The 14,162-nt window shown below is 68.2% G+C and carries 21 protein-coding genes; 18 read left to right on the top strand and 3 right to left on the bottom strand.

Going from position 1 to position 14,162, the window contains the following annotated elements; translation table 11 throughout:
• The first annotated feature begins 66 nt into the window (after positions 1–66).
• Together J2W40_RS11605 and J2W40_RS11600 are read left to right on the top strand one after the other, a co-directional pair.
• A complete protein-coding gene (locus tag J2W40_RS11605) occupies positions 67–405 on the top strand; it encodes a hypothetical protein (RefSeq protein ID WP_310224890.1) in 339 nt (112 codons plus the stop codon).
• A 286-nt stretch (positions 406–691) separates the two neighbouring features.
• Complete coding sequence (locus tag J2W40_RS11600; protein WP_310224888.1) at positions 692–1,813, top strand: phage portal protein; 1,122 nt, start codon at positions 692–694, stop codon at positions 1,811–1,813.
• A gap of 33 nt (positions 1,814–1,846) precedes the next feature.
• Here J2W40_RS11600 and J2W40_RS11595 read toward each other — a convergent pair whose 3' ends face one another.
• Positions 1,847–1,987: a hypothetical protein gene (locus tag J2W40_RS11595; protein WP_310224886.1), complete on the bottom strand. Its 141-nt coding sequence runs from the start codon at positions 1,985–1,987 to the stop codon at positions 1,847–1,849.
• 77 nt (positions 1,988–2,064) lie between these two features.
• Between J2W40_RS11595 and J2W40_RS11590 the strand changes: the two genes are divergently transcribed.
• Together J2W40_RS11590 and J2W40_RS11585 are read left to right on the top strand one after the other, a co-directional pair.
• Positions 2,065–2,385 (top strand): DUF6127 family protein, encoded by a 321-nt coding sequence (locus J2W40_RS11590; RefSeq protein ID WP_310224885.1) that lies wholly within the window; start codon positions 2,065–2,067, stop codon positions 2,383–2,385.
• A 128-nt stretch (positions 2,386–2,513) separates the two neighbouring features.
• Positions 2,514–2,927 carry an HK97 family phage prohead protease gene (locus J2W40_RS11585; RefSeq protein WP_310224883.1) on the top strand — a complete coding sequence of 138 codons (414 nt, stop codon included), beginning with the start codon at positions 2,514–2,516 and terminating at the stop codon, positions 2,925–2,927.
• A gap of 91 nt (positions 2,928–3,018) precedes the next feature.
• Here the strand turns inward: J2W40_RS11585 and J2W40_RS11580 are convergent, their stop codons facing one another.
• Positions 3,019–3,687: a phytanoyl-CoA dioxygenase family protein gene (locus J2W40_RS11580; RefSeq protein WP_310224881.1), complete on the bottom strand. Its 669-nt coding sequence runs from the start codon at positions 3,685–3,687 to the stop codon at positions 3,019–3,021.
• A gap of 178 nt (positions 3,688–3,865) precedes the next feature.
• On the opposite strand from J2W40_RS11580, the gene J2W40_RS11575 reads away from it, so the two are divergent.
• The 7 genes from J2W40_RS11575 (at position 3,866) to gp17 (ending at position 8,243) form a co-directional block, all read left to right on the top strand.
• Positions 3,866–4,972, top strand: coding sequence for a phage major capsid protein (locus J2W40_RS11575; RefSeq protein ID WP_310224879.1), 1,107 nt, complete (start codon positions 3,866–3,868; stop codon positions 4,970–4,972).
• A 334-nt stretch (positions 4,973–5,306) separates the two neighbouring features.
• The gene (locus J2W40_RS11570; RefSeq protein WP_310224877.1) at positions 5,307–6,689 is read left to right on the top strand and encodes a tail fiber domain-containing protein; all 1,383 of its coding nucleotides are present in this window, start codon (positions 5,307–5,309) and stop codon (positions 6,687–6,689) included.
• A complete protein-coding gene (locus J2W40_RS11565; RefSeq protein WP_310224875.1) occupies positions 6,676–6,846 on the top strand; it encodes a hypothetical protein in 171 nt (56 codons plus the stop codon). The genes J2W40_RS11570 and J2W40_RS11565 overlap by 14 nt, the downstream gene beginning before the upstream one ends.
• Positions 6,843–7,115 (top strand): phage fiber-tail adaptor protein, encoded by a 273-nt coding sequence (locus tag J2W40_RS11560; RefSeq protein ID WP_310224873.1) that lies wholly within the window; start codon positions 6,843–6,845, stop codon positions 7,113–7,115. Before J2W40_RS11565 ends, J2W40_RS11560 begins: the two co-directional genes overlap by 4 nt.
• Positions 7,115–7,651: a head-tail connector protein gene (locus J2W40_RS11555; protein ID WP_310224871.1), complete on the top strand. Its 537-nt coding sequence runs from the start codon at positions 7,115–7,117 to the stop codon at positions 7,649–7,651. Before J2W40_RS11560 ends, J2W40_RS11555 begins: the two co-directional genes overlap by 1 nt.
• Positions 7,648–7,839: a hypothetical protein gene (locus J2W40_RS11550; RefSeq protein ID WP_310224870.1), complete on the top strand. Its 192-nt coding sequence runs from the start codon at positions 7,648–7,650 to the stop codon at positions 7,837–7,839. Before J2W40_RS11555 ends, J2W40_RS11550 begins: the two co-directional genes overlap by 4 nt.
• Positions 7,836–8,243: a tail completion protein gp17 gene (gene gp17, locus J2W40_RS11545; protein WP_310224868.1), complete on the top strand. Its 408-nt coding sequence runs from the start codon at positions 7,836–7,838 to the stop codon at positions 8,241–8,243. The genes J2W40_RS11550 and gp17 overlap by 4 nt, the downstream gene beginning before the upstream one ends.
• A gap of 201 nt (positions 8,244–8,444) precedes the next feature.
• On the opposite strand, the gene J2W40_RS11540 is transcribed toward gp17, so the two are convergent.
• The gene (locus J2W40_RS11540; protein WP_310224866.1) at positions 8,445–8,768 is read right to left on the bottom strand and encodes a hypothetical protein; all 324 of its coding nucleotides are present in this window, start codon (positions 8,766–8,768) and stop codon (positions 8,445–8,447) included.
• 54 nt (positions 8,769–8,822) lie between these two features.
• Here J2W40_RS11540 and J2W40_RS11535 point away from each other — a divergent pair, with 54 nt between their 5' ends.
• The 7 genes from J2W40_RS11535 to J2W40_RS11505 all read left to right on the top strand — a co-directional run bounded on the left by J2W40_RS11535 (position 8,823) and on the right by J2W40_RS11505 (position 14,067).
• Positions 8,823–9,230, top strand: a complete 408-nt coding sequence (locus tag J2W40_RS11535; protein WP_310224864.1) for a phage tail tube protein — start codon at positions 8,823–8,825, stop codon at positions 9,228–9,230.
• A complete protein-coding gene (locus J2W40_RS11530) occupies positions 9,227–9,538 on the top strand; it encodes a gene transfer agent family protein (RefSeq protein WP_310224862.1) in 312 nt (103 codons plus the stop codon). Before J2W40_RS11535 ends, J2W40_RS11530 begins: the two co-directional genes overlap by 4 nt.
• Positions 9,535–9,732 carry a phage tail assembly chaperone gene (locus J2W40_RS11525; RefSeq protein WP_310224859.1) on the top strand — a complete coding sequence of 66 codons (198 nt, stop codon included), beginning with the start codon at positions 9,535–9,537 and terminating at the stop codon, positions 9,730–9,732. Before J2W40_RS11530 ends, J2W40_RS11525 begins: the two co-directional genes overlap by 4 nt.
• A gap of 234 nt (positions 9,733–9,966) precedes the next feature.
• Positions 9,967–10,521 carry a tail tape measure protein gene (locus tag J2W40_RS11520; RefSeq protein ID WP_310224857.1) on the top strand — a complete coding sequence of 185 codons (555 nt, stop codon included), beginning with the start codon at positions 9,967–9,969 and terminating at the stop codon, positions 10,519–10,521.
• Complete coding sequence (locus tag J2W40_RS11515; protein ID WP_310224855.1) at positions 10,521–12,851, top strand: phage distal tail protein, Rcc01695 family; 2,331 nt, start codon at positions 10,521–10,523, stop codon at positions 12,849–12,851. Before J2W40_RS11520 ends, J2W40_RS11515 begins: the two co-directional genes overlap by 1 nt.
• The gene (locus J2W40_RS11510; RefSeq protein ID WP_310224852.1) at positions 12,848–13,663 is read left to right on the top strand and encodes a DUF2163 domain-containing protein; all 816 of its coding nucleotides are present in this window, start codon (positions 12,848–12,850) and stop codon (positions 13,661–13,663) included. The genes J2W40_RS11515 and J2W40_RS11510 overlap by 4 nt, the downstream gene beginning before the upstream one ends.
• Positions 13,660–14,067, top strand: coding sequence for an NlpC/P60 family protein (locus J2W40_RS11505; RefSeq protein WP_310224849.1), 408 nt, complete (start codon positions 13,660–13,662; stop codon positions 14,065–14,067). The genes J2W40_RS11510 and J2W40_RS11505 overlap by 4 nt, the downstream gene beginning before the upstream one ends.
• Positions 14,068–14,162 lie beyond the last annotated feature (95 nt).

Here is a 14,162-nt window from a genome sequence, read left to right as displayed (position 1 = left end):
GCGGAACTTGGCGTGGCATCCGATCGTTTCGGTTGCATCATATCAAGGATTTACGGAGTGACGCGCATGAAGACGGTCAAGATTTTGGGTGCCCTGGTGGGCGTGACATTGGTGGCGTCCCCGGTGCTGGCGGCGTCGCTGAGCAGCAAGGAGCGGGCGCGGGTGGCGCGGGCTGCGCCGCGCGATCGCGACGATGTGCGCTATTGCCTGTTGCAGGGCAAGAAGGGCCGCGACAAGGGCACGGTGATCGGCGCGGCCGGTGGTGCCGGCGTCGGGCTGATCGCGGGCGGCGGGGTTGGCGAGACGCTGCTGGGCGCGGGCGCGGGTGCGCTCGCCGGGCGGGTGATCGGCAAGAGCGAGGGGACGAATTCGACCTGTGACCGGGTGTTGGCGCGGAATAGGTGAGGGTGGTGCGGCTGATGCGCTCCTCCCCTCGCAGGGGAGGTGGCAGGGCGTAGCCCTGAGGGAGGGGTGTTGCCGTCTCGATAGGGCGACACCCCTCCACCGGCTTCGCCGGTCCCCTTCAACAGAGTCACATGCCTCTGTTGAACCTTACAGGGGAGGATTTTTGGGTTTCAGATGATGGGGGCGTTGAGCCCCCTCTCCCAGTTTCGGTAGGCGGCGAGGCCGCCAACCTTCACTAGCCCTCTCCCCGCTGGGGAGAGGGTTTTTGCGTTCTGGAGAATGGCGCATGAAATGGTTCGGGACGAAAGCCGTGCAGGGCGATGCGCGGCCGGTGTTGGCGCGTGCCTGGGGGACCGGGGCGGTGGCTTTGGGGGAGTGGCCTGCGAGCTATGAGGTGCAGGTGCGCAGCGGCGTGATGGGCAATGCGGTGGCGCAGCGGGCGATGCGGCTGGTGTCCGAGGGGGCGGGGGCGTGTGCGCTGAAGGTTGGCGGGGTTGAGGATGGGGCGCGGGTGATGGCGCTGGTGGGCCGGGCGTCGGCGGGGCAGGGGTTGGTGGAGACGTTGGCCTGCCATCTGCTGCTGCATGGCAATGCCTATGTCCAGCTGATGACCGGGGCGGACGGGATGCCCGCCGAGCTGTTCGCGCTGCGGCCCGAACGGGTGTCGGTGGAGGCGGATGCGCGGGGGTGGCCTGCGGCCTATCTCTATCGGGTCGGGGAAAGCGTGACGCGGCTGTCGAGCGAAGATGGCGCGGGGCGGACGAACCTGCTGCACTTGAAGGCGCTGCATCCGCTCGACGATCATTATGGTCTGGGTTGCGTCGGCGCGGCGGCGGGGCCGGTGGCGATCCACAATGCGGCGAGCGTCTGGAACAAGGCGCTGCTCGACAATGCGGCGCGGCCGAGTGGGGCGATGGTCTATGAGCCGGGCGACGGATCAGTGCTGTCGCCTGACCAGTTTGAGCGGGTCAAGCGCGAGATGGAGGTCGCCTTTGCGGGTGCGGCCAATGCCGGGCGGCCGATGCTGCTGGAGGGGGGCTTGCGCTGGCAGGCGATGAGCCTGACGCCCGCCGAGATGGATTTTGTGGGGCTGAAGGCCGCGGCGGCGCGGGAGATCGCGCTGGCCTTCGGCGTGCCGCCGATGCTGATGGGGCTGCCCGGCGACAATAGTTACGCCAATTATCGCGAGGCGAACAAGGCGCTGTGGCGGCAGACGATTTTGCCGCTGGTCGCGAAGATCGGCGCGGGGTTGGGGCAGGGGCTGGCCGGATGGTGGCCGGGGCTGCGGATCGAGGCGGACCTGGATGGCGTGGCGGCGCTGAGCGATGAGCGCGCGGCGCTGTGGGACCGGGTGGTGGCGGCGGATTTTCTGACGGGGGAGGAGAAGAAGGCTTTGTTAGGGTTGTAATGATTCACGCGGAGACGCGGAGATTTTTGAAACTTAGCGTTCGCAGGTTGGTGTCGATGCGGCCCAGCGGCCACCGCTGTCGAGGCAGGTGTCGATGGCGAGTGAATCCGAGCGCCAGAGCCATGCGGCGACCGCTGCGATGATGAGGACAGGCAGGATGAACAGGCGGCGCATAGGGCACCATAGCATCGTGCAAAGACAAAGTGCAGGGCTTCGACAGGCTCAGCCCGAACGGAACAGGGAGTGAGGCCATGAAACAGGATGGCGAGATGCTGGCGCGGTTGGTGGCGCAGGCGCAGGGGGTGCCGGGGGCGGTGGACATGGTGATGATCCGCGCGCTGGTGGAGGAGGCGAACGAGCTGGGCGCGGGGCGGGCGCTGGAGCGGCTGGGGCTGGCCGATCGGCGGGCCGAGGGCGATGTGCGCGAATTGCGCGAGCTGCTGCGCGCCTGGCGCGACGCGAAAAAGGCGGCGCGCGGGGCGGTGATCGGCTGGGCGGTGCGGATCGGGCTGGCGCTTCTGTTGCTGGGGATGGCGGTGAAGATGGGGTTGTTGGGGTTGGTGCGAGCGTGATGGGAGGAGCAGACACCTCTCGCCCGTTCGGGCTGAGCCTGTCGAAGCCTTCCACTGAGCGCAGCGAAGTGCCTTCACTTCGTTCAGGCGAGCCCTTCGACAGGCTCAGGGCGAACGGAGATCATGGAATGCAGGACGTGCGCTTTGCGGGCTATGCGGCGATTTTCGATCGGGTGGACCGGGGCGGCGATGTCGTGCGGGCAGGCGCGTTTGGCGGCGCGGTGGCTGCTGGCGTGCCGTTGTTGTGGCAGCATGGGCCGGGCTGCGTGATCGGGACGGTCGAGCGGCTGGCGGAGGATGCGCGCGGGCTGCGCGTGATCGGGCGGGTGTCGGTGCGCACGGCGGCGGGGCGCGAGGCGGCGGCGGCGCTGCGGGCGCGCGCGATTGACGGGCTGTCGTTTGGATATCGGGTGAAGGCGGCGCGGGGCGGTGGAGCAGGTTTGGGGCCGCGCGAGTTGCTGGCGCTGGATCTGGTGGAGGTGAGTTTGGTGAGCCATCCGATGCAGGATGGGGCGCGGGTGATTAGGGTGGAGGGGGGCTGAAACGTCGATCCCCCTCATCCAACTGCGCCTAACCGGCTGCGCCGGTAAGGCTTCGTATCCTTCTCCCCGCTGGGGAGAAGGTTTGAGGGTGTCATATCCCCAGCCATTCCAGCGCGCCGGGTAGGTCGTCGGCGCTATAGTCGAGTTGCAGGACGCGGCGATGGCGGGGAGTGCGGGCGGCGTCGGAGGCGTGGAGGATCGGGGTGGCGTAGAGCCAGATGTCGCCGCGATCCGCGAGGCAGGCATAGCTGCCGTGCCGTTCGACATGGGCGGCGATGGCGGCTTCGGCGATGCGGCCATGGCGGTGCGATCCGGGGGCGATGAGCAGCGGGGCATTGTCGGCATCGACGGGATCGAGATGGATGCGCAGGGTGAGCATCCGGTCGAGCAGCGATTGCGGCGGGGCGACATGCTGGATGCCCGCCTTGATCGTCCAGGGACCAAAGCCCGGCGTGTCGATCCGCTGACGCACCGCGATGGTGCGGTCCTGATGCCAGCCCAGCGCCCAGTTGGTGGCAGCGCTCTTGTCGAACAGGATGGCGCGGACGGGTTTTGCGGCGGGGCCGAGAGAGGCGGCGGCGAGGCGGCCGATGATGCCGGTGGGGGCGAGCAGCGGGGCGATGGCGGTGAGGTGCGTCAGGCGCTGGCCGGGGCGGTCGGCGGGGAGCGATGCGAGCGCAGTTTCGAGGGTGGTGAGAGTCTGGGCGTCGAGGGCGGCGGGGATGTGATGCGCGCCGTCGGTGGCGAGGGTGAGGGGCATGCGCTGTTATGGGCTGTCGGGGTGCGGTAGGCAAGCGCGGTTCCCCCTCTTCCAACTTCGCCTAACCAGCAAGCTGGCAAGGCTTTGTATCCTTCTCCCCGCCGGGGAGAAGGTTTGTTTTTTCAGGGCGGTCCCATCCGGGGCCGCCCTTTTTTGTGTTTTCTAGCGGGAGAATGACATGACGGATGCTTTGGAGAGCAGCTTTGATGCGGTGGTGCAGGGGGAGCGGATTGCGGCTTTGGAGGCGGATTTGGGGGCTTTGCGGGTGGCGATGCAGCGGCCGGCGTTGGATGGGGTGAAGGGCGGGGCTGTCGATCCGGCGCGCAGTGCTTTTGTCGATCGCTATGTCCGGCGGGGGCTGGAAGCGGGGGTGGAGCTGAAGAGCTTTTCCGGCGCTACTGGTGCGGCGGGGGGCTATGCGGTGCCGCGCGAGATTGATCAGTTGATTGGGACGACGCTCAAGTCGTTGTCGCCGATCCGCGCCATCGCCAATGTCGTGCGGACGGGGACGGCGGGCTATCGCAAGCTGGTGAGCGCGGGCGGCATCGTATCGGGCTGGGCGAGCGAAACGGGGGCGCGGGCCGAGACGGGGACGCCGGTCTTCAACGAGATCGTGCCGCCGTCGGGTGAATTATTCGCCAATCCGGCGGCAAGCCAGGCGATGCTGGACGATGCGCAGTTCGATGTCGAGGGCTGGTTAGCGAGCGAGATTGCGCGGGAATTTGCGGTGGCGGAAGGGGCGGCCTTCGTCACCGGCAATGGGACGAACAAGCCCAAGGGGTTTCTGACCTATACGACCACGAACGAGGCGGACGCGGTGCGTGCGTTCGGGTCGCTGCAATATGTGGCGTCGGGGGCGGCGGGGGCTTTTGCCGCATCCAGCCCGCAGGATCGGCTGATCGACCTGGTGCAGAGTTTGCGCGCGCCCTATCGGCAGGGGGCGTGTTTCGTGATGAACTCGGCGACGCTGGCGGTGATCCGCAAGATGAAGACGAGCGACGGGGCGTTCATCTGGCAGCCGGGGTTGAGTGCGGGGCAGCCCGCGACGTTGCTGGGTTATCCGGTGGTCGAGGCGGAGGATATGCCCGACATCGCCGCCAACAGCCTGTCGATCGCCTTTGGCAATTTCCAGGCGGGCTATGTCGTGGCCGAGCGCAATGAGACGAGCATCCTGCGCGATCCGTTCAGCAACAAGCCGTTCGTGCATTTCTATGCGGTCAAGCGGATCGGCGGGGGTGTGGCGAATAGCGAGGCGATCAAGCTGATGCGGTTTGCGGCTTCCTAAGACGGGAGGTGGGGCACGCCCCCACCCCAACCCCTCCCCTGAAGGGGAGGGGCTTTTTGGGGCGGCAGTTCATCCTCCCCTGGCAGGGGAGGTGGCTGGCGCAGCCAGACGGAGGGGTGTCACCCTATCGTGAGGGTGACACCCCTCCACCGGCTTCGCCGGTCCCCTTCAACAGAGTCACGTGCCTCTGTTGAACCTTGCAGGGGAGGATTTTGCTGGGGGCCATAGGTCGAGCCCCCTCATCCAACTTCGCCTAGGCGGCTGCGCCGCTGAGGCTGCGTATCCTTCTCCCCGCTGGGGAGAAGGTTTTTTTGGTCTTTTTCTGGGGGGTGGGATGGGGATCGTTGATCTGGGGCTGGCCGATCTGGTGCGGGAGGTTTGCCATGATGGGGGGACGGGGCCGTTGCTGCTGGGGGGCGCGATGGCGGGGTTTCGGAGTTTTGATGCGGCGGTGGGGGAGGGGGTGGCCTTTCCTTATGTGATCATGAGCCTGGTCGATCCTGCGCAATGGGAAGCGGGGACCGGGACGCTGGATGGCGACGGGCGGTTGGTGCGGACGCCGGTGGCGTCTTCGGCGGGCGGGGCGGCGGTGGATTTTGCGGTGGGCGAGAAGTCCGTGGCGCTGACCATCCATGCGGCCTGGTTGGAGGCGGTGAACCTCCATGGCCATGGGATCGCGGAGATCGCGGGCCTTGGCGATGCGCTGGCGGGGCGGCAGGCGGCGAGCGGGGAATTGGACGCCATTGCGGCGGTGAGCGGGACGGCGTTCGGGCGGGCACTGCTGGGGCAGGCGGACGGCGCGGCGGTGCGCGGGCATGTGGGCGCGTTGGGCATGAGTGGCGTGCAGCGGATGCGCGGGGCGGAACTGCATATCAATGCGTTGACCAGCGAGGATTATCCGTGGGAACCGGGGATCGGCAAGGTATCGGTGCTGACCCAGGCGATGTCCGTGTTCATGGACGGGGGGCAGGCGAGCTTTCGCGTTCTGGCCTTCGGTGGCCTGGCCAATAACCGGCTCTACCGCGCCAATGGAACATTCGGCGCACGGACCGATGTGGGGCCGAACGATGTGATCGGCGATTATAATGCCTGGGGTTTGCTGGGCGGGACATTCACGGAATTGTCGCGCATCCGTACGACGCTGACGGCCGCTGCGCCGGGGCCGACCAATTTGGCGTCGCGGATGAGTTTCCATGTCGGGCGCAACGGGTCGGCGGCGATGCAGGAGGCGTTGCGGCTGGAGCATCAGGCGCTGACCGCGTTTGGATCGGTCGCGCCGTCCAATGATAATGGCTTTGCGCTGGGGAGCGCGGCGGCGCGCTGGTCGGTGGTCTATGCCGCGAGCGGGGCGATCAACACGTCCGACGCGCGGGTGAAAGGCGATGTGGCGGCGGTCGGCGACGATCTGCTCGATGCCTGGGGGGCGGTCGCGTGGCGGCAGTTTCGCTTTGCCGATGCGGTGGCGGAGAAGGGCGCGGGCGCGCGCTGGCATATCGGGCTGGTGGCGCAGCAGGTGCGCGACGCGATCGACGCGCTGTTGGGCGATGGCGCGGCGGTGCGGCTGGGGCTGCTGTGCCATGATGTGTGGGACGAGGGCGATCGCTGGGGGCTGCGCTATGACGAGTGTCTGGCGCTGGAGGCGGCGTGGCAGCGGCGGCGGATCGAGCGGATCGAGGCGCGGCTGGCGCTGCTGGAGGTGCAGGATGTTGCAGGGTGAGGCGCTGGGTGCCGCCGCGATCGGCGACTTGCGCGGCGGAGATGCGCCCTGGGGTGGCGCGTGGCGCGGCGGGGTGCGGCCGGGGCAGGGGATGCGGGTCGCGGTGCGGCCTGCGCCTGATCGGCCGGAAGCGTTACGGGGGAGGATGATCCGATGAGCCTGATTGCCAAAGATCCGCAGGCGCGGATCGACCATGCGATCGACTGGTCCGCCTATCTGGCGGGACAGAGCGTGATTGCGAGTGTGTGGAGCGTCCATCCGGCGGACGGCCTGACGGTGGAGGATGCGGCGTTCGAGCCGGGGCGGACCAGCGTGCGGGTGAGCGGCGGGGCGGTGGGGCAGCTCTATCGGCTGACCAACCGCGTCACCTTGTCGGATGGGCAGGTCGATGAGCGGTCAGTGACGGTCAGGGTGGAGGAACGCTGATGCTGGCGCAGGAGGAGAGCGGGGCGCTGGCGGCGTCGCTGGATGAACTCAAGGCCTATTTGCGGATCGAGACGGACGGCGAGGATGCGGTGCTGGCCGGGTTGCTGCGCAGCGCGGCGGCGCTGTGCGAGCAATTTGTCGGCCAGTGGCTGATCGTGCGGAGTGCGCGCGAGACGGTGGCGGCGAGTCAGGGCTGGCAGCGGCTGGGCGCGGGGCCGGTCATGACGATCGAGACGGTCGAGGCGGTGGATAGCGAGGGCGTGGCGCAGCCGCTGCCGGTCGATGCCTATGCGATCGACATCGATGCGGCGGGCGACGGATGGGTGCGATCGACGCGGGCGGACGAGCGGCGACGGCTGGCGGTGCGCTATCGCGCGGGGATGGCGGCGGAGATGAACGGCCTGCCAGAAGCGTTGCGGCAGGGGATTGTCCGGCTGGCGGCGGAGCATTTCATGGCGCGCGGGAATGAGGGCGGTGCGCCGCCCGCGGTGGTGAGCGCGCTGTGGCGGCCGTTCCGGCGGATGCGGCTGGCATGAGGGCGGCGTTGATGCGGCGGGTCGAGGCGCGGGCGGCGCGCAGGCGGGCGGCGATTGCGGCGGCGCTGGCAGAGGCGGGGATTGATGTGGCGATCGACGGCGAGGTTGTGCGGGTGACGGCGCGAGGTTTGCGGGCGCGCTGGTGGCGCGACCTCGCGCTGCGCGGGGCGGGGAGGACGGGGTCATGAGCGCGGAACTGGCGGTGCGTAGCGCGGTGATCGCGGCGTTGCGGGCGGATGGCGCGCTGATGGCGGGGCTGAACGCGCTTTATGATGGCGAGCCGGTGCGGGCGAGTGCGCCCTATGGCCATGTCGGCGAATGTATCGGCACCGAATGGGGCGGCAAGCAGGTCGAGGGGCGCGAAGTGCGGCTGACCATCGGCCTGCAGGATGCGGGCGAGACGCCGGGTCGGCTGGCGGGGTTGATCGGGCGGATCGACCCGGCGATCGGTGCGGTGCAGGCCTATTCGGGATGGCGGATCGTCACCGCGCGGCTGGTGCGATCGCGGGTGATGCGCAGTGGCGGGCGGCCGCCGAGCGGGTGGCAGGCGGTGATCGACTATCGGCTAAGGGCGGTCTGGGAGGGGGGCTAGGCGTCGCTTGTGGCTGGCGTCGTGCCCCCTCTCAACTGCGGCTAGGCAGCAAGCTGCCGAGCCTTCGTATCTCTCCCCGCTGGGGAGAGAGGTGCGCCACCGTGTCCGTTCGCCCTGAGCTTGTCGAAGGGGGCCGTCCTTTTTGAAGGGAAGGACAGGGCTTCGACAGGCTCAGCCCGAACGGGGTGGCGTGGTGGACCGTTAGCTTGGGCGGCTATAGTCTTCATATTCGGCGGTGATCTTGTCGACATATTCGGCGACCTGATCGTCGGCGTCGGCCTGGGCGGCTTTTTCCGACATGCCGTCGGCCTTGTCGGCGGCGAGGATCGCGGCGCGGAAGGTGGCTTCCTTGTCGGCGCAGGTCTTTTTCATCTGCGACTGAAACTCGCCGACTGGCAATTGCTTGTCGAGGCCGGGCTTTATCTGGGCGGACAGGCATTGCGAAAAGGCCTTGCGGCCCAGGCCCACGGCGTCGGCCGAAGGGGCTGCGGCGAGCATCGTGACCAGCGACATAATCAGAAACATCGGGACTCTCCTGAACCTGCGTTTTGCACGCTTTGACTGATGAAAGGATGCGCCATGGGCGTCGAAAAGGGAAGTGCGTTTCTGTTGAAGGTGGGTGATGGCAACATCCCCGCAACATATGCGACCGTGGCAGGCATGCGGACTACGCAATTGACCGTAAATGGCGAGGCGGTGAATATTACCTCCAAGGATTCCGGCGGCTGGCGCGAATTGCTGTCGGGGGCGGGGGTGCGATCGGTCAGCGTGTCGGCGGCCGGGCTGTTCACGGGATCGGCGGCGGAGGTGCGGATTCGCAACCATGCGCTGTCGGGCACGATCGAGGATTATGAGCTGAGTTTCGAGAGCGGCGAGCGGATGCGCGGGCGCTTTCTGGTGACGCGGCTGGACTATGCCGGGGATTATAATGGCGAGCGCAATTATGCGCTGAGCCTGGAAAGCTCCGGCGCTGTGGTGTCGGAATGAGCGGCGGCGCGAACGCGGAGCGGGGCGAGGCGGCGCTGGAGATTGGTGGCGACGTGCTGGCGTTGCGGCCAAGTTTCGGGGCGCTGGTGGCGGCGGAGGCCGAGCTGGGGCCGTTGTTCGATCTGGTCGAGCGCGCGGCGGACGGGAAATTGTCGCTGGGCGATATGGCGGCCTTGTTCTGGCATTGCCTGGTCGATCGCGAGCGGATCGACCGGGAGACGCTGGGCGAGGCGATCGTCGCGGTGGGGCTGGCGAAGGTGACGCCAGTGCTGAAGGCGATTTTGCAGCAGATATTGGCGGGAAAATGACGGGCTTTGCCGAAGGGGCGCGGCGGCTGGCGGGGGTGGCCGGGTGGCTGCTTGGCTGGCGGCCGGAGGAGTTTTGGCGCGCGACGCCGGCGGAACTGGCGGCGGTGTTGGGCGCGGCGTTGGGGGAGGATGCGGTCGAGGCTGGGGTTGATGGGGGTGAGCTGGCGCGGTTGATGGGGGTGATGCCGGATTGAGGGCCTCTTCGCTGCCATAGGTTTGATGGTCATTTGCGGGGAGGAGGGAATTTATTCGCCGCCTCTGTTCGTGGTGATGAGGTGGGAGATGGGTTCCCGCCTTCGCGGGAATGACGTGGTTCTATGGGTTGGGCGTGGAGCCCCCTCTTCCAACTGCGCCTAGCCAGCACGCTGGCAAGGCTTCGTATCCTTCTCCCCGCCGGGGAGAAGGTATTTTTTATCGGGAGGCGCGCCGTGGACGAGGAAATCGAGACGCTGGTGGTGCGGGTTCGGGCGGATACGCAGGGGTTGAGCCGCGATGTCGAGGCGATGCGGGCGGGGCTGGAGGGGCCGTTGGGCGAGGGGGCCGAGCGGGCCGGGCGGCGGATCGAGCAGGGGCTGATGCGGGCGGTAAGGACCGGCAAGTTCGGGTTCGAGGATTTGCGGCGGATCGCGCTGTCGATGCTGGACGAGATTGCGGCGGGCGCGGTGCGCGGGGCGGTCGGCGGCGGCGGTAGCAGCGGCGGCGGGCTGGTGAGTCTGGGCGCGTCGCTGCTGACGGCGGCGCTGGGGCTGCCGGGGCGGGCGACGGGCGGGCCGGTGGCGCCGGGGCGGGCCTATATGGTGGGCGAGCGCGGGCCGGAGATGTTCGTGCCGACGAGCAGTGGCCAGGTGGTCGCGGGCGGCGGCGGCGCGCGTGACGTGCGGGTGAGCATTGCGGTCAATGGGCGCGGCCAGGAGAGCGAGCCGCGCTTGCTGGCGCGGAGCGCGCGGCAGGTGGCGCGGGCGGTGAAGGGGGCGCTGGGCTGATGGCGGGGCTTGATTATTGGCTGGCGGACGCGCGGCGGGGGCAGGAGACGCGCTTCCTCAAGCGGTTTGCGCCGACGCACTGGACCGTCAATTTCCCGCGCCCGATGATGGCGAGCGTGGTCACGACCGGCCCGGATTCCCTGCGGGTGGATGCGGTCTTTTATGGGTCGGGCGATCTGGCGGGGCTGATCTGGGACGCGGTGGATGGGTGGAGCCATCCGTTGCTTGCCTATGAGACGGCACGGGATTTTCGCGACTGTGTGTTGCGGTTTCGGTGGCGCAGCGGGGGTGTGCGCAAGCTGGACGAGACGCATGGGCCGACGCTGACGATCGAGGGGCGGGATGCAAGCGGGGTGGCGCGGGCCTGGTATGTGCGCTTGTGGAATTATGCGAGCGGCGGGCCGGAAGATGCGGAGATACTGCTGGATTTTGCGGGACTGGAGGGCGGCTATCTGTTGCCTGACGAAAGCGATCCGGTTTGGGCAGGCGACATTGACCGGATGTTCATCTCGCTGGTGCCGCCCGCTTATGATGCGGGCGCGACGCCCTTTGCCGTCGCGCAGGAGGGCTGGGCCGAGCTGACCGAGATGCGGTGCGACGGGGCGGGATCGGTGCTTGTCGTGGGCGATGTCATGCTGCCGGAGCATGGGCTGGGAATCGCGACGGGCTATGATGATTGTTTCAACCAGACGCCGCAGCGGGTGGTCGAGGCGATCCATGCGCTGGGCTATCGCGGGGCGATCAACCATTATGTCGGGATGAGCCATTATTTCCGGCTCGAACGCGTGGGCGACGGGCTATATGTCAGCCTGACCGGGGGCGCGCTGAATGCGCCCTGCGCGGCGTGGCACCGGGACTTTGCGGCGCAGGCCAGGCGGCTGGGTTTCGATGTCATCTGGTCGCTATCCTATGAATTGTTCGACGCGCATTGCTGGAACGACTGGAAGCAGCGGGCGGGCAATGGCGATCCGGCGCTGACCGGGTGGGTGCCGCCATCGACATTGCTGTCGCCCGCGCATGGCGGGGCGATGGGCTATTTGCAGGCGGTGGCACTAGCCTTTGTTTCCATAGGGTTGGCGGCGGAACTGCCGATCCGGTTTCAGGTTGGTGAGCCATGGTGGTGGGTGATGCCCGCCGATGGCCGCATATGCCTGTATGACGACGCCGCGCGGGCGGCCTTTGGCGGCAGTCCGGTAGCGATCCCCGATGTGCGGGGGGAATTGGATGCGGCGCAATGTGCGCTGCTGGATCAGGCAGGCGCGCTGCTGGCGGCGTCGACGGCGGCTTTGTGCGCGGCGGTGAAGGCAGCGGTGCCGGGGGCGGTGACGCATTTGCTGGCCTATCTGCCAACGATCCTCGACCCGCAGGCACCGGAGGCCAAGCGGGCGAACATGCCGCTGGGCTGGGCAGCGCCCGCGTTCGATGTGCTGCAACTGGAAGATTATGACTGGGTGACGGAAGGGCGGCCCGCGCGGACGGCGCAGGGGGTGGCACTGGCGACGACGCGGCTCGGCTATCCGGTGGCGCAGCAGCATTATCTGTCGGGCTTCGTGCTGTTGGGGAGCCAAGCGGCGCAGTGGCGGGAGATCGTGGCGGCGGCGCAAGCGTCGGTGGCGCGGGGGACGGCGGCGACTTTCCTCTGGGCGCTGCCGCAGGTGTGCCGCGATGGCCTTACGCTTTTCAGGCGGGATGGGGAGGATGCGATGCAAGCCTTTGACGATGTGGTCTTTCCTTTGGGGATAGGGCGGGAGGCGAGTGTGTCGCCGGCCTTTTCGACGCAGATCGTGGAAAGCCCGTCCGGGCATGAGCGGCGTAGCAGCGATTGGGCGGATGCGCGGCTGTCGTTCGACGCGGGGCCGGGGGTGCGGAGCGAGGCGGATATCGCCACGCTGATCGCTTTCTTTCGCGCGCGGCGGGGGGCGGCGCGGGGGTTCCGCTTTGCCGATCCCTATGATGATCGCAGCGGGGCACCGGGGAGTGTGCCGGGGCCGCTGGATCAAAGGCTGGGTATGGGTGACGGGGTGCGGACCAGCTTCCAGTTGATGCGCCATTATGGCGTGGGCGCCGAGGCGCAGGGGCGGATCATCACGCGGCCGGTGGCGGGGACGATCCGGGTGGCGGCTGATGGGGGCGAGATGAGCAGCGGATGGCGCCATGCCGGGTTGGGGGTGATCGCGTTCGACGAGGCTCCGGCAGACGGCGTGCTGCTGACCGCCGGGTTTCGCTTCGACGTGCCAGTGCGCTTTGCCGAGGACCGGATCGACATCAACCGCGCGACCTTTGCAGCCGGGGAAGCGCCGTCGGTGCCGTTGGTGGAGATACGCGAATGAGCGTGGGGGAGATGTTGGGCCAGCCGCTTTGCACTTTGGCCTTTTGCTGGCGGATCGAACGGCGCGACGGGGTGACGATCGGGCTGACCAGCCATGATCGCGACCTGATGATCGGCGGGCTGCTGTATCGCGCCGCGCCGGGGATGACGCCTTCGGCGATCCGCAGCGGCATCGGGCTGGACGGCGAGGATAGCGATGTCGGCGGGGCGCTGACGAGCGAGGCGATCAGCGAGGCGGACCTGATGGCGGGGCGCTGGGACGGGGCGGCGCTGGAATTGCGGCTGACGCAATGGGAGGCGCCGGGCGAACTGTGGCTGTTGCTGGCATCGGGCGAGATGGGCGCGGTGGCGCGTAAAGGGGCGGCCTTTACCGCCGAGCTGGTCGGGGCGGCGGCGGTGCTGGGCGCGGCGGTGGTGCCATCGACCGCGCCCGATTGCCGCGCGCGGCTGGGCGACCGGGCGTGCCGAGTCGATATGGCCGGGCGGCGGCGGGTAGTGAGGGTGACGAGCGTGGTGGATGCGGTGGTGGCGATCGGCGGGCTGGTGCCGGGGGACTATGCGTTTGGCACGCTGCGCTGGCTGGGCGGGGCCAATGCGGGGCTGACGCAGGGGGTTGTGGACAATGATGCGGATGGTGTGACGCTGACCGATCCGCCTGTCTTTGGCGTAGAGCCTGGGACGCTGGCGCTGCTGACGCAGGGGTGCGACCGGCAGTTGGCGACCTGTGCGGAGCGCTTTGGCAATGCGGTCAATTTTCGTGGTGAGCCCTATCTGCCTGGGATGGACCTGTTGACGCGCTATCCCGGCGCATGAGCGGGGCGACACGGATCGTCGCGGCGGCGCGGGCGATGGTGGGGGTGCCGTTCCGGCTGCATGGGCGGAGCGAAGCGGGCGTGGATTGTGTCGGGCTGGCGGTCGTGGCGCTGGGGCGGGCGGGACAGAGTGGGATTGGGCCGGTCGCTTATGGGTTGCGGAGCGGGGATGTCGGGCTGGCGGAGCGCTGGCTGGGCAACGCGGGGCTGGTCCGGGTGGATCAGGGCGCGCCGGGCGACCTGGCGCTGGTGCGGCCGGGGCCGTTGCAACTGCATCTGATGATTTTGGTGCCGGGCGGTTTCGTCCATGCCCATGCGGGGTTGCGGCGGGTGGTGGAGATGCCGGGGGCTTCGCCCTGGCCGGTGATAGGCTGGTGGCGGGCGGAATGGGGCGCGCAACGATAGGGGACTGTCAGGATTTCCGTGTGCGGCCGGGCGGTTGATCATCAGGCCGCCATGGCTCTGATGAAACGTTCGCCGAAGATCACGGCAAATTGCGC

This window comes from Sphingobium xenophagum (assembly GCF_031457465.1).
Lineage (GTDB): Bacteria > Pseudomonadota > Alphaproteobacteria > Sphingomonadales > Sphingomonadaceae > Sphingobium > Sphingobium xenophagum_A.
Note: the sequence above shows the minus strand (reverse complement) of the source record. Positions and strands in the feature narration are given on the sequence as shown.